A 20,300-nucleotide genomic window follows, 5' to 3' on the forward strand; every position below is an offset into this window, starting at 1 on the left:
GGGATGTACAAGGGTCGGCAACGGAGGTGCCTCGTGGGGCGTGAAACAATCGGACCGGCGCACCAGTAACACCAGTACCCGTCATGGCTCCGGGTCACCGGCCACGGACCAGCACCGAGCAGGAGACACAGCACGATGCGTATCGGAGTCCTCACCGCAGGCGGCGACTGCCCGGGTCTGAACGCAGTGATCCGGTCGGTCGTGCACCGCGCGGTCACGCAGTACGACGACGAGGTGATCGGTTTCGAGGACGGCTACTCGGGGCTGCTGGACGGCCGCTACCGGGTGCTCGGCCTCGACGACGTCAGCGGCATCCTGGCCCGCGGCGGCACCATCCTCGGCTCCTCCCGGCTGGAGCGGGACCGGCTGCGCGAGGCCTGTGTCAACGCCAGCGACATGGTCCGCGAGTTCGGCATCGACGCGCTGATCCCGATCGGCGGCGAGGGCACGCTCACCGCGGCCCGGATGCTCAGCGACGCGGGCCTGCCGGTGGTCGGCGTCCCCAAGACGATCGACAACGACATCTCCTCCACGGACCGCACCTTCGGCTTCGACACGGCGGTCGGCGTCGCCACCGAGGCCATGGACCGCCTGAAGACCACCGCCGAGTCGCACCAGCGCGTGATGGTCGTCGAGGTCATGGGCCGGCACGCGGGCTGGATCGCGCTGGAGTCCGGCATGGCGGCCGGCGCCCACGGCATCTGCCTGCCCGAGCGCCCCTTCGACCCCGCCGACCTGGTGAAGATGGTCGAGGAGCGCTTCTCCCGCGGCAAGAAGTTCGCGGTCGTCTGCGTGGCCGAGGGCGCCCACCCCGCCGAGGGCACGATGGACTACGGCAAGGGCGCCATCGACCAGTTCGGCCACGAGCGCTTCCAGGGCATCGGCACGGCGCTCGCGTACGAGCTGGAGCGGCGCCTGGGCAAGGAGGCCAAGCCGGTCATCCTCGGCCACGTCCAGCGGGGCGGCACGCCGACCGCGTACGACCGGGTGCTCGCCACCCGCTTCGGCTGGCACGCGATCGAGGCCGCGCACCGGGGCGAGTTCGGCATGATGACCGCCCTGCGCGGCACGGACATCGTGATGGTGCCGCTCGCGGAGGCGGTCACGGAGCTGAAGACGGTGCCGAAGGACCGCATGGACGAGGCCGAGTCGGTCTTCTAGGAGCCCTGCGTGCCCGGGTCGGCCGCCGCCCAGAACCGTTCGGCGATGTGATCGAGGAAGTCGCGGGCGGCGCCCTGGTCGGCGGCCGCCGTCCGGTACGTGGCGTGCAGCTCCTGGAGGACCCTCTCCAGGAGTCCCCGGTCCAGCGGCACCAGCTTGGCCAGCGGACGCGCGGACACGGGCCGGCGCGAGGCCACGGCGCCGCGCAGCAGCTCGGCCAGCTTCTCCTCCCGCCCCGTGACGGTGACGAGGCCGCGCGGGGACAGGTCGAACAGCTCGGCGAGGGCGGTGGTCTGGCGCTCGGTCCCGCGCCACCGGCCGGACTCCTCCATCCGCCGGTAGGCGACGGGGTCCAGACCGGTACGGCGGGCCACGTCCTCGGGGGCGAGGCTCCGGGCGAGACGGTGCTCGCGCAACGTGCGGGGTTCCCCGAGGAGCTCGCCGGCGGAACACCACAGCACCCCGGCGAGGGCGGCCAGCTCGGGGCCGGTGGGCGCGACGACGCCTCCCTCCCAGCCGAGGACCAGGTCAGGGGTGACGTAGGGCAGTCCGTACGAGGAGCGCATGCCGTACGCGACATGCTCGACCCCCATGCCGAGCCCGGCACGGAGCCTGCGGGCGGCCAAGGGGTCGAAGGGGCGGGTGGAGGGGATGTCCTGTGTCTCGTGCTGCGCTGATGGTCGGTGCACGCGGGACACGGTAGGGGGCGTGGGGCTGCGGTGACTACCGTCCGTGCGTTAACTATTACGGATTGTAGGAACCTACGGTAGGTGAGGGGGGCTCTGTTTTCCCTTCCCTCTGACCCTTGCCCTTCTCTTCTTTCTCCTCCTTCTCCTCTTTCTCCTCTTTCTCCTCTCCGTCCCGCTCCCGTTGCTCGTCCGGCTGCGCCGGTTCCAGCAGCTCGCGCGTGACGGTGAGGTTCTTGGCGACGCGCTCCGCGCCCTCGCGGTCACCGAGGGCGCGGAAGGCGGTGAGGGCCTCCTCGTAGGCACGCTGCGCGTCCTCGAGGCGGCCGGCCCGCAGGAGGGCGCCGGCGAGGTTGTTCAGCGTGCGGGCCCGGCCGAGCGTGTCCCGGGTCGCGCGGGCCCTCCCCACGGCCCGCTCGAACAGGGAGACGGCTTCGTGGGCCCGGTCGGCCAGGAGGTAGGCGCTGCCCAGGTTGGACAGCGTCGAGCCCAGCCGGGGATGGTCCTCCGGGAGGTCGTCGATGGCCCGGTGGCCCAGCTCGATGGCCTCGGTGAGATCGCCGTCGTACCCCGTGTGCGTCTGCCGCGTGTGCTCGTGGCGCACCCGCAGCGCGCTGCTCAGGCTGGCGAGGGCCGCTGCCCGCTGCGGCAGGCCGACGGGCAGGTGGACCACCGCGTGGCGGCCCCAGGAGATGGCCCGGTCCAGGTCCTCCGTGGTGCCGTAGACCTCGGCCCTGGTGTGGAGGGCGCTGATCAGGTTGGGGATCGAGGCGCTCAGGGCGGGAGGAGTGCCGTGGGCTCCCCGGCCGAGCTGGGCCGTCACGGCCTCGGCGAGGTGGGTGATCGCCCGGTTCAGGTCGTCGCGGTCGGCGCTGTGCCGGAAGCGGGCCAGCCGCAGCAGGCCGAGGGTGGAGAGGATCGTCGCGCGCAGCGGTTCCTCGTGGGTCGCGGGGAGCACCCGCTCCAGCGGCTCCAGGGCGCGGTCGGCCTCCTCGACGCCGGCGACGTCCTCCGGGGGTGTCCGCAGGATCTCCACCGCGCGGAGCTGGGTCGCGGGGTCGATGTCGGGGCGGCTACTCATGACCCAGGCCCAGTCCCTTCAGATGCGCGTTGATGATGTAGCGGGCCAGGCCCTCGTCGTAGATCTCGATGTACCGCTGATGGGCGATCTCCACCCGGATGATCACACCGGACGGCTGCGGGCCGTGGCGCGGGACGTCGTCGGGCGGCGGTTCGGCCCGCGGGGACGCCGGTTCGGCCGGCGGTGCGCTCGGCGGAGGCGGTGGCCCGGGGGGCGGGTGGACGTGGAGGTTGGTGACGTCCCTGACCTGGACGGTGCTGCCCTGGATCCGGGGTGTGCCCTGAACGGTGTTGGTGTGGCTCTGAGGTGAGGACGGGGGCGGGGAGGGTGGCGGCACCGCGGGCCCGTCCCGGAAGTCGTGGCGGCCGTGGGTCTCCCCCAAGTCCTCCCCGGCGCCGTCCACTTGATCCAACCCCCGTCGTCACTGCCGTACCTCAGTGCAGTCTGACCGTCAGGAGGCGGGTACAGCAACCGGCGGACCGTGACGGCCCGGCGGGCGCCGGACACTCACCCCTTCACCGCCCCGCCCAGCGCGAAGCCCCCGCCCAGCTTCCGGGACACCAGGACGTAGAGCGCCAGCACCGGCGTCGAGTAGATCACCGAGAACGCGGCCAGCTGTCCGTACACCACCGTCCCCCGGTTGCCGAAGAACTCGTTGATGCTCACGGCGGCGGGCATCTGGTCCGGGGTCAGCAGGAGCATGAAGGGGACGAAGAAGTTCCCCCACATCAGCACGAACGAGAAGACCGTCACCACGGCGACCCCGGGGCCCATCAGCGGGAGCACGATCCGCAGCAGGGACTGGAGCGACGACGCGCCGTCCGTCCACGCGGCCTCCTCCAGCTCCCTGGGCACGCCGTCCATGAAGTTCTTCATCAGCCAGACGGCGAACGGGAGCTGGGACGCGGCGAAGAAGAAGATCGTGCCCTGCATGGTGTCGATCAGGTTCACCTGGACGAACAGGGCGTACACCGGAACCATGATCGCCGTTATCGGCAGACACGTGGCGAAGAGGATTGTGAGCAGGAACGGCCGGTTGAGGCGTGAGCTGAAGCGGGACAGGGGGTAGGCCGCCAGGGCCGCGCAGACGACCGTCAGGGCCGTGCCCCCGCCGCACAGGATCAGGCTGTTGAGGAGGGGCCTGAAGGTGATCTCGGGGGTCAGGACCGCGTCGAAGTTGCCGAGGGTGATGCCGCTCGGCGCCTTCACCCGCAGGTCCGCGTCGGTGTCCAGGGACGAGAGGACCACCCAGGCCAGGGGGAGCGCGAAGCAGGCGGCCACGGCCAGCAGGCCCGCGTCCGCCGCCAGCCGGCGCTGTGCCCGGCGGGCCGGGAGCGTGGGGGTAGGGGGCATCGGGTCTCAGACCTCCGTCCGCAGCAGCCGCAGGTAGACCAGCGAGAACAGCGAGCCGACCACGAGCAGCAGCAGCGCCACGGCCGTGCCGTACCCGATCATGCTGTTCTGGAAGGCCTGCTCGTACATGAACAGGGGGAGGGTCTGGCTGCGGTTCCCCGGGCCGCCCCGGGTCATCACCCAGATCAGCCCGAAGACGGACAGCGTCTGCAGGGTGTTGAGCATCAGGTTCGTGCCGATCGAGCGGCGGATCATGGGCAGGGTGATGTGCCAGAGCCGGCGCGGGCCGCTCGCGCCGTCCACCTCCGCCGCCTCCGTGACCTCCTTCGGGATCTCGGCCAGCGCCGCGGAGTAGACCAGCATCGAGAAGGCCGTGCCCCGCCAGACGTTCGCGAACGACACCGCGAGGATCGGCAGGGTGAACAGCCAGTTCTGGGACGGCAGGTGCAGCCAGTCCAGGATGGCGTTCAGGGTGCCCTCGCGGCGGAAGAACGCGTACAGCAGGAAACCGGCGACGACCTCCGGCAGCACCCACGCCGTGACGACCACGCCGCCCGCCAGCGTGCGCACGGGCTTCGAGGCGCGCCGCATCAGCAGGGCCAGGGCGAGCCCCAGGGTGTTCTGGCCGACGAGCGAGGACAGGACCGTGAAGACCAGGGTCAGCAGTACCGCGTTGCGGAACGCCTCGTCGCCGAAGGCCGTGCGGAAGTTCTCCAGACCGACGAACGACGCGCTCGCCTGGCCGGTGAGCTGGAGGTCGGTGAAGGCGATGTACGCGCAGTACGCGATCGGGCCGGCGAGGAAGAGGAGCAGCAGGACGACGGCGGGGGTGACCGGCAGGGCGCGGGTGAGGGAGCGCAGGGCGCGGTGGGGGCCGGTGCGGTGCGGCGGGTGCGGGGTGCGGGACGGTGGTGCCGGGTCGGTGGAACGGTTCCGGTCGGCCCGGTCGTCGCCGTCGTGTCCGTCGTGTCCGTCGCTCCTGCCGCCCCCGTCGCTTCCGCCGTTGCCGTCCTTCTCGGCGAAGCCGGGGCCGGGGAGGGGTGTGGTCGTCATGGGCGGCGGCTCACCCCTCGGTCACCTGGTCGTCCGTGGCCGCCCGGAGCTCCTCGTCGTAGCCCTCGACCGCCTCCTTCACCGACAGGTCGCCCGTGGTGACTCCCTCCATGGCCTCCTGTATGGCCGTGGAGACCCTGGGATACGCGGGGTAGGCGGGCCGGTAGTGGGTGACGGGGACCAGACCGGTGAAGAACGCGAGACCGGGCCGGGCCTTCAGGTACGCGGGATCCTCGGCGACGTCCTCGCGGACCGCGATGCCCGCGTTGGCGAGGTACCACTTCATCGCGTTCGCCTTGGTCTGCATCGTCTTGATGAACTCGAAGGCCAGGTCGGGGTTGCCCGCCTTGGCCGGGACGGCCCAGGTCCAGCCGCCGGACATGCTCACCCTGCCGGGCGCCTGGCCGGCTTGCGTGGGCATGGCCGCGAGGCCGAGCTCCTCGGACCAGGTCGGCCACGCGTGCCCCGCGCCCTCCCCCCAGTCCTGCGGCAGCCAGGAGCCGTCGAGGGCGATCGCGAGCTTCCCCTCCGGGAGGAGTTCACCGCGGACGTGCGTCTGCATGTTGGGGTCGAGGGCCTCGGAGACGTCCGGGCCGAGCTTCTCCGCGTACACGGTGCGGACGAAGCGGAGAGCGTCCTCGAAGCCCCGGCCCGCCGTGACCCACTTCTGCGACCCCTCGTCGTACAGCGGGCCGGTGCGGCCGTCGCCCGTGCCGTACAGGAGCATCTGGAAGGTCTGCATCGTGGCGGCCTCGCCGGCGGCCTTCCCGGTGTAGACGTTCAGCGGGATGACGCCGGGCACCTTCTTCTTGACGGTGCGGGCGGCGGTGAGGAGGTCGTCCCAGGTCCTCGGCTGCCAGTCGGCCGGCAGTCCGGCCTTCGCGAGGATCTTCTTGTTGAACCACAGGCCGCGGGTGTCGGTGCCGTCCGGTACGCCGTACGTCCTGCCGTCCTCCGCCCGGGCCGCCGCCTTCGCCGTCTCGGCGAAGTGGTCCCAGTCCTTCCAGCCGTCCAGGTACTCGTCGAGCGGCTTGAGGTAGCCGCTGGTGATGTCGGAGTTGATGAGGAAGGTGTCCTCGTAGACCAGGTCCGGCGCCGTCCTCGGGGAGCGCAGCATCTGCTGGACCTTGGTGTAGTACTCCGCGTCCGGGGCCTTGACGGGGAGCAGCTCGACCTTCTTGCCCGGGTGCGCCTTCTCGAACTGCTCCTTCATGTCGGCCAGGTAGTCGTCCATGACCCGGACGTTGTTGTCGGTCGACTGTTTGAAGGAGACCTTCAGGGTGTCCGGGTCGCTGCCGGCCCCGCCGCCGCAGGCGGTGAGCGTGCCGGAGGCGGCCACGGTGAGCAGGGCGGCGAGGAGGAGCGGCGGGGCTGTGGTGCGGGAGCGGGCGGCGGTGGGGCGCACGGGCACGACCTCCTGGGGGCCGACGTCTTTGTGGCCGGGTACTGCCTGCTCCGTGAACGTAGGAGAACTGGTCTAGTCAGGTCAATGACCCTCGCACCGGTCGGCGCGGTGCCCGCGAGGCGAATGTCCCACCGCGACACATGTCCCAATGAGACACAAGAGGAGTATCGTTGCCCGACGTGAAGGCGAAGAAGCCCACCGCCCCGGCCGGGGAATCCGGGGCAGCCCGCGAGGACCGCAGGCGGCGCAGGGCGCGGCGGACGCGGGACGCGATGGCGTCCGCCGCCCTGGACCTGGCCCTGGAGCACGGTCTCGCGGCCGTGACCGTGGCCGCCGTGGCGGAGCGCGCCGATGTCACCCGCCGCACCTTCAGCCGCCATTTCGCCGGCAAGGAGGACGCGGTCCTGGACTTCGTCCGCGACGACGGCGCCCGCATCAACGCCGCGCTGCGCGCCCGGCCCGCGGACGAACCCCCGCTGCTCGCGTTCCGCAGGGCCGTGGGCGAGTGGCTGGCCGACGAGGAGCACCCCGCCCTGCACCGGCGCCCGCGCATGCGTGAGCTGCTGGCCCTCATCGACACCGAGCCCGCCCTGTTCGCCGCGTACCAGCGCATCCGGGCCGACGCCCAGGAGGACTCGGCCCGCATCATCGCCGGCCGCCTCGGTGCCGACGCCGTACGGGACACGCGCCCGGCCGTCGTCGTGGAGACCGCGGCCGGTGTCCTCGTCGCCGCCCAGCGCCTGTGGGCGCGCGGCATCGGGGACGACGACCCCGATGCCGCGGACCTGCCCGAGCTGGTGGAGCAGGCCTACGAGGCCCTGACGGGGGAGGCCGCCGCGGCCGCCCGTGCAGCCACCGGCGGCGACGACACAGACGCCGACGCCACCGTCGGAAGAACCGCACACAGGAAGTGAGTACCACCATGAGCATCCCCACCCCCGTTCCGGACCACGCCACGGAGTTCGCCGGGCGGACCGTCCTCGTCACCGGCGGCGCCTCCGGCATCGGCCTGGCCACCGTCCGCCGCCTCGCCGCCGGCGGCGGACACGTCGTCGTCGCCGACTACAACGCGCAGGGCGCCGAGCAGGTCGCCGCCGAGCTGACGGAGCAGGGCCTCAGCGCGGCCGGTGTCGCCCTGGACGTGACGGACGCGGCGTCCGTCGAGGCGGCCGTGCGCTTCGCCGTCGACACCTTCGGCGCGCTGCACCTGGCCGTGAACAACGCGGGCATCGGCGGCCCGCTCGCCCCCACGGGCGAGTACGACATCGAGGGGTACGAGCGGGTCATCGCCACGAACCTCAACGGTGTCTTCTACTCGATGCGCTACGAGCTCCCCGCCATCGAGGCGGCCGGCCGGGGCGGCGCGATCGTCAACGTCGCCTCCGTCCTGGGCACCGTCTCCTCCCGGGGCTCCGTCGCCTACGTGGCCGCCAAGCACGGTGTGGTGGGCCTGACCAAGACGGCCGCCGCCGAGTACGCGCCGAAGAACATCCGCGTCAACGCCGTGGGCCCCGGCTTCATCGAGACGCCGCTGCTCGCCGCCGTGCCGCTGGAGCAGGCCGCGCACGACGCCCTGGTCGCCGCGCACCCGGCCGGCCGCCTCGGCCGCTCCGAGGAGGTCGCCGAGCTGATCGTCTTCCTTCTCAGCGAGCGCGCCTCCTTCGTGCACGGCAGCTACCACCTGGTGGACGGCGGGTACACGGCCGTCTGACGACGGCGCCGCGACGATGCCGGGCGCCGCGACCCGCGGCGCCCGTCAGGGTCTCTCCCGGTCCCGCACCCACCGGTACTGCAACTCCGGCCGGCCCACCTGCCCGTACTGCGGGCTGCGCGCGGCCCGGCCCGCCTCGACCAGGTGCTCCAGGTAGCGGCGGGCCGTGATGCGGGAGATGCCGACCGCCTCGGCGACCCCGGCCGCCGTCAGCCCCCCGGAGGTGTCCCGCAGCGCCCGGGTCACCCGCTCCAGGGTCGGCCCGCTCAGCCCTTTCGGCAGGGCCGCCGGGCCCGGCGCGCGCAGGGACGCCAGCGCCCGGTCCACCTCGTCCTGGCCGCTCGCCTCGCCCGCCGCCGCGTGGTACTCCGCGTACCGCACCAGCCGGTCCCGCAGCGTGGCGAACGTGAACGGCTTCAGCACGTACTGCACGACCCCCAGCGACACGCCCTCCCGCACCACCGCCAGGTCCCGCGCCGACGTCACCGCGATCACGTCCGCGTGGTGGCCGGCGGCCCGCAGCGTGCGGGCGAGCTGCAGACCGTGCACGTCCGGCAGGTGCAGGTCCAGCAGGAGCAGGTCCACCGGGAAACGGTCCAGCGCACGGCGGGCCTCCGCCCCGGTGTGCGCCTTGCCGACCGCCGTGAAGCCGGGCACGCGCTCCACGTACATCAGGTGCGCGTCGGCGGCGACGGGGTCGTCCTCCACGACGAGGACGCGGATGGGGGCCGTCGTCCCGGGTCTCGGGTCGGTGCTCATACGGTGCCGCCCCGTCCCGCCCCGTGGCGCTCGGCCCGTCCCACGTGTGTGGCCCTCTCCATGGTCTCGGTCGTCCCGGTGATCGCGGTGGTGTCGGTGGCCTGCGCGGCGGCGCGGGCGGCCCCCACCGTAGGCAATGGCAGCCGCACCTCGAACACCGCCCCACCCCCTTCGGCCCGCGCGACCGTCAGCGTGCCCTCGTGGCGGCGCACGGTCTGGCGTACGAGGGCGAGGCCTAGCCCCCGGCCCCCGGGACCCGCCGGCTTGGTGGAGAAACCGCGCTCGAAGACCGCCTCCGCGTGCGCCGGGTCCACGCCCGAGCCCGTGTCGGTGACCCGCACGAACAGCTCCGTACCGGCCGTGTACGCCGTCACCGTCACCCGCGCCCCGGCCGACCCCTGGGCCGCGTCGACCGCGTTGTCGATCAGGTTGCCGAGGACGGTGACCAGGTCACGGGCCGGCAGGGACCGCGGAAGCAGGCCGTCGTCGATGCGGCTGTCCGCCGAGACGACCAGCTCCACGCCCCGCTCGTTCGCCTGGGCCGCCTTGCCGAGGAGCAGGGCGGCCAGGACCGGTTCGCCGACCGCCGCGACCACCTGGTCGGTCAGGGCCTGGGCCAGTTCCAGTTCCGCCGTGGCGAACTCGACCGCCTCGTCCGCGCGGCCCAGCTCGATGAGGGAGACCACCGTGTGCAGCCGGTTCGCCGCCTCGTGCGCCTGCGAGCGCAGGGCCTGGGTGAAGCCGCGCTCCGAGTCCAGCTCGCCCATCAGCGACTGGAGCTCGGTGACGTCGCGCAGGGTGACCACCGTGCCGCGGCGGTGCCCGCCCGTCACCGGGGACGTGTTGACCACGAGGACGCGCGTGGCCGTCAGGTGCACCTCGTCCACCCGGGGCTCGGAGGCGAGCAGCGCACCGGTGAGCGGCAGGGGCAGCCCGAGGCCGGCGACCGAACGGCCCACCGCCTCCTCGGTCAGCTCGAGCAGTTCCCGCGCGCCGTCGTTGAGCAGCGCCACCCGGTACTGCCCGTCCAGCATCACCAGACCCTCGCGCACAGCGTGCAGCGCGGCCTGGTGGTAGTCGTGCATGTTGCTGAGCTCGGCGGCGTTCATGTTGTGGGTGTGGCGGCGCAGCCGGGCGTTCACGACGTACGTGCCGACGCCACCCAGCACCAGGGCGCCCGCCGCCACGCCGAGCAGCGCCGCGAGCTGCTCCCGCACCCGGGCGCTGATCGCCTCCACCTTGATGCCCGCGCTGACCAGCCCGACGATCCGGGCGCCGTCCCGGACGGGCGCGACCGCGCGGACGGACGGGCCGAGCGTGCCCGTGTACGTCTCGGTGAAGGACGTGCCGCGCAGCGCCGGCTCGATGTGGCCCCAGAACCGCTCGCCGATCAGGTCCGGATCGGGGTGCGTCCAGCGGATGCCCTCGGGGCTCATGATCGTGACGAAGTCCACGTCCGTGTCGCGCAGCACCGCCAGCGCGTACGGCTGGAGGGTGCGCGTGGGGTCGTCGGTGCGGACGGCCTCGCGCACGGTGGGCGCGTCGGCGACCGCGCCGGCCACGGCGGTCGCCTGCCGCCCCGCCGCCTCCTCGGCCTGGGCGCGGTCGCTCACGTAGCTGAACAGCGCGTACCCGGTCACGACGACCGCGAGCAGCACGGCCTGCACGGCGAAGAGCTGGCCGGCCAGGCTGCGGGGGCGGAGGACGCGGGGGAGGCGCATGCCCACAGTCTGCCTCCGCTCGCCGGCGTGAACTAAATGAACGGAAGGGTGACCGGGCTCACAGGGCGGGAGATAGTCACCCAGTCACCCATAACCCCAGGGAGCCGCCGCCGCGCGCGGAACCGGTCTCCCGCCCCGGAGAACCCGCTCCCCGACCCATCGGGACCGTTCTCCGGCTCCGGGAGTCCGCTCCCACCCCTGAGATCCGCCGGGAGCGCAGAGCGCCCCCGACATGCCCGGACGTGAGCCGCACGCCGGAGAAGCCGAGAGCCGACGACGTCGTCGAGGAGGGCAGCCGTGGCCAGCACATCTGAGACGGGAACCAAAGCACCCGCCGCCAAGCGGGACCGCACCCATTACCTGTACATAGCCGTGATCATCGCGGTGGTCCTCGGCATCGCCGTGGGTCTCATCGCCCCGGACTTCGCGGTCGAGCTGAAGCCCATCGGCACGGGCTTCGTGAACCTGATCAAGATGATGATCTCGCCGATCATCTTCTGCACGATCGTGCTCGGCATCGGTTCCGTGCGGAAGGCCGCCAAGGTCGGCGCCGTCGGCGGCATAGCCCTGGTGTACTTCCTGATCATGTCCGTCGTGGCGCTCGCCATCGGCCTGGTCGTCGGCAACATCCTGGACCCGGGCACGGGTCTCGCCGTCACCGACGCGATCAAGGAGACCGGTCAGGCGCAGGTCGAGCCGGAGGCCAAGGGCACCACCGAGTTCCTGCTCGGCATCATCCCGACCACGTTCGTCTCCGCGTTCGTCTCCGGCGAGGTGCTGCAGGCGCTGTTCGTCGCGCTGCTGGCCGGTTTCGCCCTGCAGGCCATGGGCCAGGCCGGGGAGCCGATCCTGCGCGGTATCGGGCACATCCAGCGGCTGGTCTTCCGCATCCTCGCCATGATCATGTGGCTCGCCCCGGTCGGTGCCTTCGGCGCCATCGCCGCGGTCACCGGCTCCGCCGGCATCGACGCCCTGAAGAGCCTCGCCGTGCTGATGATCGGCTTCTACATCACCTGTGTGCTCTTCGTCTTCCTCGTCCTCGGCGCGATGCTGCGCTTCTTCGCCGGGGTCAACGTCTGGTCGCTGTTCAAGTACCTCGGCCGCGAGTTCCTGCTGATCCTGTCCACCTCGTCGTCCGAGTCCGCGCTGCCGCGCCTCATCGCCAAGCTGGAGCACCTGGGCATCAGCAAGCCGGTGGTCGGCATCACCGTCCCGACCGGCTACTCCTTCAACCTCGACGGCACCATGATCTACATGACCATGGCGTCCCTGTTCATCGCCGACGCCATGGGCACGCCGATGTCGATCGGCGAGCAGATCCCGCTGCTGCTCTTCCTGCTGGTCGCCTCGAAGGGCGCGGCGGGTGTCACCGGCGCGGGTCTCGCGACCCTCGCGGGCGGTCTGCAGTCCCACAAGCCGGCCCTGGTGGACGGCATCGGCCTGATCGTCGGCATCGACCGCTTCATGAGCGAGGCGCGCGCCCTGACCAACTTCGCGGGCAACGCCGTCGCCACCGTCCTGATCGGCACCTGGACCAAGGAGATCGACAAGGAGCGGGTCGACAAGGTGCTCGCGGGTGAGATCCCGTTCGACGAGAAGACGCTGCTCGACGACGGACACGGCGGACACGGCGGGCACGACTCCTCGGACGGCGCGGAGCCGGCTCCGGCCGCCGGCCGGGACGGCGAGAAGGAACTGGCGAAGGCGTAGCCGCCACCCGCGGGGCACCGCCCCGCACGGGACATGGCCCCGGCCGCGTCCCCCGCACCGCGCCGAGCGGTCGAGTGAACCCCCGTCACCCGGCCGCTCGGTCTTCCCCGGCCCGGCCGGGCGGGGCCTCCCCTCCCCGCCCGGCCGGGCCCGTACGGGTCCGGCCGGTGCTGTGTCCCGGTGGCCCGGCGAGTAACGCGGAAATCCCCCGAGCAATTGCGCTCGGGGGATTTCTTTGCGTATATTCAATGGTTCGCGACTTCGAAATGGCGGGGCCGCGTTGAAGTTCGATAGCCATAGTATATCCGGGCGGGAGTGGAATTGTCAAACAGGGGCTCGCACAAAGAATTTCCGGACGCTGAATTGCGGAGTGAACAGGAATTCATCGACGCGATGTACGCGCGTGTGGACGCCCTGCGCGAGGACACCGAGACGTCCGTCTCGGAGGCGCTCGCACAGGGCAGCACCCCGATGCAGGCGCGGCTGGAGCGGGACATCACCGTGGCCGAACGCTCCCGGCAGCTCGCCGCGCTGAACGCCGTGGACGGCTCGCTCTGTTTCGGCCGCATCGACACGACCTCGGGCACCAGCCACCACATCGGCCGCATCGGGCTGCGCGCCGACGACACCGACCGCACCCCGCTGCTGATCGACTGGCGGGCCGACGTCGCCCGTCCCTTCTACCTGGCCACCGGCCACACCTCGATGGGACTGCGCCGCCGCCGGCACCTCACCACCGAGGGCCGCCGGGTCACCGCCCTGCACGACGAGATCCTCGACCTCGGTGACGAGACCCGCACCGGCCACGAGGACCCCACCGGCGACGCCGTGCTGCTGGCCGCGCTGAACTCGGCCCGCACCGGCCGCATGAGCGACATCGTGCAGACCATCCAGGCGGAGCAGGACCGGATCATCCGCGCCCCGCACCGCGGCGTCCTGGTCGTCGAGGGCGGGCCCGGCACCGGCAAGACCGCCGTCGCCCTGCACCGCGCCGCCTACCTCCTCTACGAGCACCGCGACCTGCTCGCCAAGCGCGCCGTCCTGATCGTCGGACCCAACCCCGCCTTCCTCGGCTACATCGGCGAGGTGCTGCCCTCGCTCGGCGAGACCGGCGTGCTGCTGGCGACCGTGGGCGAACTGTTCCCCGGGGTGCGGGCCACCGCCAAGGACAGCCCCGCGGCCGCCCGGGTCAAGGGCCGCGCCGCCATGGCGGACGTGCTCGCGGCCGTCGTACGGGACCGGCAGGCGCTGCCCGACCCGGTGATCGCCGTCGAGCACGACCGCGAGGTGCTCATGCTCGACGACGACCTGGTCCGCGTCGCCCGTGAGCGCACCCGCGCGGCGGACCTCCCGCACAACGTGGCGCGCGAGCACTTCGAGGGCCACATCCTCAACACGCTCACCGACCTGATGGCCGAGCGCATCGGCACCGACCCCTACGACGGCTCGAACCTGCTCGACGCGAGCGACATCACCCAGATCCGCGACGAGCTCGCCGAGAACCCCGAGGTGTGGGCGGCGATCGACCGGCTGTGGCCGCGGCTCACCCCGCAGCGGCTGGTGGCCGACTTCCTGGCCGCGCCCGACGGGTACGTGTCCCCGGAGGACGCCGACGCGATCCGCCGCTCGGTGACCCGCGCGTGGACCACCTCGGACGTGCCCCTGCTCGACGAGGCCGCCGAACTGCTCGGCGAGGACGACCGGGTGGCGCGGGCCGCCGCCGAGCTGGAGCGCGAGACGCAGATCGCCTACGCCCAGGGTGTCCTCGACGTGTCGTACGCCTCCCGCACCTACGAGTTCGACGACAAGGAGGAGGACGACCCCGAGTCGTCGGAGGTGCTGTCCGCGCACGACATCATCGACGCCGAGCGGTTCGCCGAACGGCAGGAGGAGGAGGACCACCGCAGCGCCGCCGAGCGCGCGGCGGCCGACCGCACCTGGGCCTTCGGGCACATCATCGTCGACGAGGCGCAGGAGCTGTCGCCGATGGCGTGGCGGCTGCTGATGCGGCGCTCGCCGACCCGCTCGATGACCCTCGTCGGCGACCCGGCGCAGACCGCCGAGGAGGCGGGTGTCGGTGCCTGGTCGGACATCCTCGCCCCGTACGTCGAGGACCGCTTCGAACACACGCGCCTGGGCGTCAACTACCGCACGCCCGCCGAGATCATGGAGCTCGCCGCGGGCGTCGTACGGGCCGAGCACCCGGACTTCGAGCCGCCGAGCTCGGTCCGCTCCACGGGCGTGCGCCCCTGGGCGCGCCGGACGGCCGACCTGCCGGCAGAGGTGGCCAAGGCGGTCGCCGAACTGACCCCGTCCGAGGGACGCCTCGCCGTGATCGCGCCCCGCGACCTGCACCGGACGCTCGCGGCCCGCCTGGACGGCGTCACGGCGGGCGCCGAGCCGGACCTCACCCGGACGGTCGTGCTGCTGGACCCCCGGCAGGCCAAGGGACTGGAGTTCGACTCGGTGCTGGTGGTGGAGCCCGGCCGGTTCGGCACGAGCGACCTGTACGTGGCGCTCACCCGCGCGACCCAGGCGCTCGGCATCGTCCACACGGGGGAGCTGCCGTCGGCCCTGGCCCCGGCGGCGGAGCGGCACTGAACGGCTCCCGGCGGGCGCGCGGCACGGGCCGCGCGCCCTTGCCCCGGTCGGCTACGCCGGACGCAGCCAGACCGTCGCGAGCGGCGGCAGCGTCAGCCGGATGCTGGCCGGGCGGCCGTGCCACGGCAGGGCCTCCGGCTTGACCGGGTGCCGCGTGCGGATGTCGCCGCCGCCGTAGTCCGCGGCGTCCGTGTTGAGGACCTCCTGCCAGGCCGGGACGTCGTCCGGCACACCGAGCCGGTACTCGTGCCGGACGACCGGCGAGAAGTTGGACACCGCCAGCAGCGGCGTGCCGTCGACGCCGAAGCGCAGGAACGCGAGCACGTTGTCCTCCGCCGCGTCCCCCACCACCCAGGAGAACCCGGAGGGAACGGTGTCGCGTTCCCACAGGGCCGGGGTGTCGCGGTACACGGCGTTGAGGTCACGGACGAGGTCGCGCACCCCGCGGTGGTCGGGCTCCGCCCCGTACGCGGGGTCCAGCAGCCACCAGTCGGGGCCGTGGCTCTCGGACCACTCGGCACCCTGCGCGAACTCCTGGCCCATGAACAGCAGTTGCTTGCCCGGGTGGGCCCACATGAAGCCGAGGTAGGCGCGGTGGTTGGCGCGCTGCTGCCACCAGTCGCCGGGCATCTTCGACACCAGGGACCGCTTGCCGTGCACGACCTCGTCGTGGGAGATCGGCAGGACGTAGTTCTCGCTGTACGCGTACACCATCGAGAAGGTCATCTCGCCGTGGTGGTGCTTGCGGTACACGGGGTCCTTGCTCATGTAGCCGAGCGAGTCGTGCATCCAGCCCATGTTCCACTTCAGCCCGAAGCCGAGACCGCCGAAACCGCCCGGGCCGGTGTGGTGCGTGGCCCGCGTGACACCGTCCCAGGCCGTGGACTCCTCCGCGATGGTGACCACGCCGGGCACCCTGCGGTACAGCGTCGCGTTCATCTCCTGCAGGAACGCCACCGCGTCCAGGTTCTCCCGCCCGCCGTGCTCGTTGGGCGTCCACTGCCCGGGCTCGCGTGAGTAGTCCAGGTACAGCATGGAGGCGACGGCGTCGACCCGCAGGCCGTCGATGTGGAACTCCTCGCACCAGTACACGGCGTTCGCCACCAGGAAGTTCCGCACCTCCCGCCGTCCGTAGTCGAACTCCAGCGTCCCCCAGTCGGGGTGCGCGGCCCGCAGCGGATCCTCGTGCTCGTACAGCGGACGGCCGTCGAACTCCGCCAGCGCCCAGTCGTCCTTGGGGAAGTGCGCGGGCACCCAGTCCATGATCACGCCGATCCCGGCCCGGTGCAGGGAGTCGATCAGGTACTTGAAGTCGTCGGGACCGCCGAGCCGGGCGGTGGGCGCGTAGAAGCCGGTGACCTGGTATCCCCATGACCCGCCGAAGGGGTGCTCGGCGACCGGCATCAGCTCCACGTGCGTGAACCCGAGCTCCTTGACGTACGCGGGCAGCTGCTCGGCGAGCTGACGGTACGTGAGCCCGGGCCGCCAGGACGGCAGGTGCACCTCGTACACCGAGAACGGCGCCTCGTGGGCGGGCCGGTCCGCGCGGTGCGCCAGCCACTCCTCGTCGCCCCACTCGTAGTGGGAGGCGTGGACGACGGAGGACGTGTTCGGCGGGACCTCGGTGCGGCGGGCCATCGGATCGGCCCGCAGGGTGGTCGTGCCGTCCGGCCGTACGATCTCGAACTTGTACAGCTCGCCCTCGTGGATCGACGGCACGAACAGCTCCCACACGCCGGAGGAGCCGAGCGAGCGCATGGGGAAGCCGGTGCCGTCCCAGAAGTTGAAGGTGCCCGCCAGCCGCACGCCGCGCGCGTTCGGCGCCCATACGGTGAAGGCGGTGCCCCGCACGCCCTGGTGCACCATCGGCCGGGCGCCGAGCGCCTGCCACAGCTGCTCGTGCCGTCCCTCACCGATCAGGTGCAGGTCGAACTCGCCGATGGTGGGCAGGAAGCGGTACGCGTCCTCGGTGTCCTGCACCGTCCCCTCGTAACGGACGAGCAGCCGGTACGACTCCGGCACCTCGGTGAGCGGCAGCACGGCCGAGAAAAATCCGTCCCCGTCGTCGTGCAGCTCGGCGCGCAGCTCGTCCGTCACGACGGTGACCCCGAGGGCGTACGGCCGGAAGGCCCGGAACACGACACTGCCCGGCGCGGGATGCGCGCCGAGCACGGAGTGCGGATCGTGGTGCGTGCCGTGCAGCAGCCGCTCCCGGTCACCGCCGTCGACCGCGGGGGAGAAGGGGGTGCGCGGCTCGGGAACGCGGGAGGTCCCCGTCCCGTTGCCCTGGCCGTCCTCGGTGCGGGGCTCGGGAATCCGCGCGCCGGGGGCGCCGCCCTGCGCCGGGACCACGGCCGGCTCACTCCCGCCCCGCTCCACGACGGTGGTACCGGTCCCCACGGAGCCGGTGGCCACCTGCCCGGCCCCGCCCCGGCCGCCCGCGGCCGCGTCGTCCCCGATGCCGCCGACTGCGGCGCCGCCGACGACCGCATCGTGGGCCGCCGCCGCACCGCTCGCCGCGTCGGTGAGCGCGTTGCCTGCGGCCACGTTTTTGGCTACCGCTCCGTCCGCGACCGCATCGCCGACGGCCCCCCGGCCGGCGGTCACCTTCTTCGCGGGAGCCTTCTTGGCCGTGGCCTTCTTCGCGGCCACCTTCTTGGCCGCGTCCTTCTTGGTGGTGGCCTTCTTCGCCGCCACCTTCTTGGCCGCGGCCTTCTTCGTGCTCTTCGTGCCCTCCGCACTGCCGGGGCTGCCGGTGGTCTCCGCCATGCCCGGGGGCTTCTCCACGGACGCGGCGGCTGTCTTCCTGACGGCCGTCTTCCTGGCCGCCGCCTCCGGCGCGCCGTCCACGGTGGTCTTCTTCGCAGCCGCCTTCTTCGCGACCGTCTTCTTCTCGGCCGCCTTCTTGGTGACCGCCTTCTTGGTGACCGTCTTCTTCTCGGCCGCCTTCTTGGTGACCGCCTTCTTCGCAGCCGCCTTCTTCGCCACCGCCTTCTTCGCGGCGGCCTTCTCGGTGACCGCCTTCCCGGCGGCAGCCGCCTCCTGTTCGTTCGGGGAGACGCCGTTCTGTCGCGTCTGCGTACTGTCGTCGGACGGGGGGCGGGGGGTCACAGGTACGGCCTCCTCGGCACGGGCAAGGCGGGGCGGTGGGCGGGGTGCGGGGTGATCAGGTGAGGTCCTCGTTCGCTGCCAGCCGGCGTATCGCCGCCATCGGCACGGGCAGCCAGTCGGGGCGGTGCCGGGCCTCGTAGACGACCTCGTACACCGCCTTGTCCGTCTCGTAGGCGCGCAGCAGCACGGGGTCCGTCCGTGGGTCGCAGCCGGAGACCTCCGCGTACCCGGAGCAGTAGGCGGCCCGGCACTTCGCTGCCCAGTCCGCGGCCGTCGGGACGGAACCGTCGCCGGGAACCGGGGCGCGGGGCACGGAGTGGGACGCGTAGTCGAAGGAGCGGAGCATGCCCGCGACGTCCCGCGCGACCGGCTGCGGCATCCGGCGCTCGGCGAGCGGCTTGGACGGCTCGCCCTCGAAGTCTATGAGCGACCACGCGCCGTCCGGTGCGCGCAGGCACTGGCCCAGGTGCAGGTCGCCGTGGATGCGCTGCGCCGTCCAGGTGCGGCCCTCCGCAGCCAGGTCGGCCAGCGCCGCGAACGCCGTGCGCAGCGCCGGGGCGTACGGCCGCAGCACCGGCACCGCCTGGACGGCGAGCTCCAGCCGCTCGGTCATGCCGTCCACCAGCAGCTCGAGCTGCTGCCGCCCCAGGGTGACCGTGGGCAGGGCCCGCGCCAGCGCCGTGTGCACCTCCGCCGTGGCCCGCCCGAGCGCCCGCGCCTCCGCGGCGAAGTCCTGGCCCTTGGCCAGCTCGCGCAGCGCCAGCTCCCAGCCGTCGGCCGCCCCCTTGAGGTAGGGCTGGAGGACACCGAGGACGTACGGCTCGTCCGGCGGGGCGTTCTCCGCCAGCAGCCAGCCCGCGGGGGCCGGGACCCGGGGGCAGCCCTCGCGGGCGAGCGTCAGCGGCAGCTCCAGGTCCGGGTTGGTTCCGGGCACGATCCGCCGCAGCAGCTTGAGGATGAACGTATCGCCGTACACGATCGAGGAGTTGGACTGCTCCGCCGTCACCAGGCGCGGTACCAGTCCGGCGCGGATGTCCTGGCGCATGTCCCGCTCGAAGCGCAGGTCGCCGACGCGGGCCCGGGTGCGCAGCGCCTCCAGGAGCACCTCGGCGGGCCGCGGGTCGTACAGCGCCTCGTACACCGTCAGCCCGGCCAGCGGGCCCTCGGCCGGCCGGCCGATCAGCGCGGGCGCGAGCCGTGGCGGCAGGGCCTCGCGCACACCGAGCAGCAGCTGGTAGCAGTCACCGGGGTGCGGGCCGGGCCCCTGGGTGGGCAGGACCGGCTGGTGGGCCCGCACCAGCAGGTGGAGCAGCCCGAGCTTGGCGCGCACGGGGAGCAACTCGGTCGCCGCGACGAGCGTGAATCCGGTGACCGGGCGGCCCTTGCCGGCGAACCAGCGCTGCCGCGGCAACCACTCGCGCAACAACGGGTCCAGCGACGCGAGCAGCCCTGAGCCGACGCCGGAACTGGTCGTCGCTGCGGGGTACGCGGAGTGGATGGCGGCTTCCGACATGGCGTCGTGTCCTTTCCCCGGTGACCGTGACCCGGAAGACCAGGGGAGTCGGGGTGTTACTGATGCGTGGTGCCCCGGGCGACGCGGGCAAAACCGCCCCGCCCGGGATCCACGCCGGGATCCGCGGTGACTACGCGGTGTCCTTGCGGAGGCGGAACCAGTAGAAGCCGTGGCCCGCGAGGGTGAGCAGGTACGGCAGTTCACCGATGGCGGGGAAGCGGACCCCGCCGATGAGCTCGACCGGGTGGCAGCCGTCGAAGGCGCGCAGGTCGAGCTCGGTGGGCTGGGCGAAGCGGGAGAAGTTGTTCACGCACAGCACCAGGTCGTCCTTGTACTCCCGCAGGAAGGCGAGGACGGCGGGGTTGGAGGAGGACAGTTCGGTGTAGGAGCCGAGGCCGAAGGCGGGGTTCTGCTTGCGGATCTCGATCATGCGGC

General features: G+C 72.4%; 16 protein-coding genes. 5 read left to right on the forward strand and 11 right to left on the reverse strand.

Annotation, left to right across the window (positions count from 1 at the left end; all coding sequences use genetic code 11):
• Positions 1 to 135 precede the first annotated feature (135 nt).
• The gene (locus IEZ04_RS04815) at positions 136 to 1,161 is read left to right on the forward strand and encodes an ATP-dependent 6-phosphofructokinase (protein ID WP_189215306.1); all 1,026 of its coding nucleotides are present in this window, start codon (positions 136 to 138) and stop codon (positions 1,159 to 1,161) included.
• Here the strand turns inward: IEZ04_RS04815 and IEZ04_RS04820 are convergent.
• From IEZ04_RS04820 to IEZ04_RS04845, 6 genes are all read right to left on the reverse strand, one after another.
• A complete protein-coding gene (locus IEZ04_RS04820; protein ID WP_308429777.1) occupies positions 1,158 to 1,850 on the reverse strand; it encodes a helix-turn-helix domain-containing protein in 693 nt (230 codons plus the stop codon). The two genes, IEZ04_RS04815 and IEZ04_RS04820, sit on opposite strands and share 4 nt — an antisense overlap.
• Positions 1,851 to 1,905: 55 nt before the next feature.
• Complete coding sequence (locus tag IEZ04_RS04825) at positions 1,906 to 2,928, reverse strand: tetratricopeptide repeat protein (protein WP_189215307.1); 1,023 nt, start codon at positions 2,926 to 2,928, stop codon at positions 1,906 to 1,908.
• Positions 2,921 to 3,310 (reverse strand): hypothetical protein, encoded by a 390-nt coding sequence (locus IEZ04_RS04830; RefSeq protein WP_189215308.1) that lies wholly within the window; start codon positions 3,308 to 3,310, stop codon positions 2,921 to 2,923. Before IEZ04_RS04830 ends, IEZ04_RS04825 begins: the two co-directional genes overlap by 8 nt.
• 125 nt (positions 3,311 to 3,435) lie before the next feature.
• A complete protein-coding gene (locus tag IEZ04_RS04835; protein ID WP_189215309.1) occupies positions 3,436 to 4,281 on the reverse strand; it encodes a carbohydrate ABC transporter permease in 846 nt (281 codons plus the stop codon).
• 6 nt (positions 4,282 to 4,287) lie between these two features.
• Positions 4,288 to 5,334, reverse strand: a complete 1,047-nt coding sequence (locus tag IEZ04_RS04840) for a carbohydrate ABC transporter permease (RefSeq protein WP_229820823.1) — start codon at positions 5,332 to 5,334, stop codon at positions 4,288 to 4,290.
• Between the two features lie 10 nt (positions 5,335 to 5,344).
• Entirely contained in the window at positions 5,345 to 6,739 is a 1,395-nt protein-coding gene (locus IEZ04_RS04845) for an extracellular solute-binding protein (RefSeq protein WP_189215310.1), read from the reverse strand.
• A gap of 179 nt (positions 6,740 to 6,918) precedes the next feature.
• On the opposite strand from IEZ04_RS04845, the gene IEZ04_RS04850 reads away from it, so the two are divergent.
• Complete coding sequence (locus IEZ04_RS04850) at positions 6,919 to 7,653, forward strand: TetR/AcrR family transcriptional regulator (protein ID WP_229820848.1); 735 nt, start codon at positions 6,919 to 6,921, stop codon at positions 7,651 to 7,653.
• A gap of 8 nt (positions 7,654 to 7,661) precedes the next feature.
• Positions 7,662 to 8,450 (forward strand): SDR family NAD(P)-dependent oxidoreductase, encoded by a 789-nt coding sequence (locus IEZ04_RS04855; protein WP_189215311.1) that lies wholly within the window; start codon positions 7,662 to 7,664, stop codon positions 8,448 to 8,450.
• 45 nt (positions 8,451 to 8,495) lie between these two features.
• On the opposite strand, the gene IEZ04_RS04860 is transcribed toward IEZ04_RS04855, so the two are convergent.
• On the reverse strand, positions 8,496 to 9,209 hold the full coding sequence (locus tag IEZ04_RS04860) for a response regulator (protein ID WP_189215312.1): 714 nt from the start codon (positions 9,207 to 9,209) through the stop codon (positions 8,496 to 8,498).
• A complete protein-coding gene (locus IEZ04_RS04865) occupies positions 9,206 to 10,930 on the reverse strand; it encodes a sensor histidine kinase (protein WP_189215313.1) in 1,725 nt (574 codons plus the stop codon). The genes IEZ04_RS04860 and IEZ04_RS04865 overlap by 4 nt, the downstream gene beginning before the upstream one ends.
• Before the next feature lie 297 nt (positions 10,931 to 11,227).
• On the opposite strand from IEZ04_RS04865, the gene IEZ04_RS04870 reads away from it, so the two are divergent.
• Together IEZ04_RS04870 and IEZ04_RS04875 are read left to right on the forward strand one after the other, a co-directional pair.
• Positions 11,228 to 12,640 carry a cation:dicarboxylate symporter family transporter gene (locus tag IEZ04_RS04870; RefSeq protein ID WP_189215314.1) on the forward strand — a complete coding sequence of 471 codons (1,413 nt, stop codon included), beginning with the start codon at positions 11,228 to 11,230 and terminating at the stop codon, positions 12,638 to 12,640.
• 363 nt (positions 12,641 to 13,003) lie between these two features.
• Positions 13,004 to 15,241 (forward strand): HelD family protein, encoded by a 2,238-nt coding sequence (locus tag IEZ04_RS04875; protein WP_189215315.1) that lies wholly within the window; start codon positions 13,004 to 13,006, stop codon positions 15,239 to 15,241.
• A 51-nt stretch (positions 15,242 to 15,292) separates the two neighbouring features.
• Here the strand turns inward: IEZ04_RS04875 and glgB are convergent, their stop codons facing one another.
• The 3 genes from glgB to IEZ04_RS04890 all read right to left on the reverse strand — a co-directional run.
• Entirely contained in the window at positions 15,293 to 18,352 is a 3,060-nt protein-coding gene (glgB, locus tag IEZ04_RS04880) for a 1,4-alpha-glucan branching enzyme (protein WP_189215316.1), read from the reverse strand.
• A 55-nt stretch (positions 18,353 to 18,407) separates the two neighbouring features.
• Positions 18,408 to 19,865: a maltokinase N-terminal cap-like domain-containing protein gene (locus tag IEZ04_RS04885; protein ID WP_189215317.1), complete on the reverse strand. Its 1,458-nt coding sequence runs from the start codon at positions 19,863 to 19,865 to the stop codon at positions 18,408 to 18,410.
• Between the two features lie 130 nt (positions 19,866 to 19,995).
• Positions 19,996 to 20,300, reverse strand: a 305-nt coding sequence (locus tag IEZ04_RS04890) for an alpha-glucosidase C-terminal domain-containing protein (protein ID WP_189215318.1), incomplete at its 5' end; no start/stop codon positions are given.

This window comes from Streptomyces ruber, from assembly GCF_014648075.1.
Taxonomy (GTDB): domain Bacteria; phylum Actinomycetota; class Actinomycetes; order Streptomycetales; family Streptomycetaceae; genus Streptomyces; species Streptomyces ruber.

What these genes read in the sequence shown, in the direction of transcription:
- IEZ04_RS04815 (WP_189215306.1), top strand. Translation starts at nt 136, where the DNA reads ATGCGTATCGGAGTCCTCACCGCAGGCGGCGACTGCCCGGGTCTGAAC.
- IEZ04_RS04825 (WP_189215307.1), bottom strand. Translation starts at nt 2,928, where the DNA reads ATGAGTAGCCGCCCCGACATCGACCCCGCGACCCAGCTCCGCGCGGTG.
- IEZ04_RS04835 (WP_189215309.1), bottom strand. Translation starts at nt 4,281, where the DNA reads ATGCCCCCTACCCCCACGCTCCCGGCCCGCCGGGCACAGCGCCGGCTG.
- IEZ04_RS04840 (WP_229820823.1), bottom strand. Translation starts at nt 5,334, where the DNA reads ATGACGACCACACCCCTCCCCGGCCCCGGCTTCGCCGAGAAGGACGGC.
- IEZ04_RS04855 (WP_189215311.1), top strand. Translation starts at nt 7,662, where the DNA reads ATGAGCATCCCCACCCCCGTTCCGGACCACGCCACGGAGTTCGCCGGG.
- IEZ04_RS04860 (WP_189215312.1), bottom strand. Translation starts at nt 9,209, where the DNA reads ATGAGCACCGACCCGAGACCCGGGACGACGGCCCCCATCCGCGTCCTC.
- IEZ04_RS04865 (WP_189215313.1), bottom strand. Translation starts at nt 10,930, where the DNA reads ATGCGCCTCCCCCGCGTCCTCCGCCCCCGCAGCCTGGCCGGCCAGCTC.
- IEZ04_RS04885 (WP_189215317.1), bottom strand. Translation starts at nt 19,865, where the DNA reads ATGTCGGAAGCCGCCATCCACTCCGCGTACCCCGCAGCGACGACCAGT.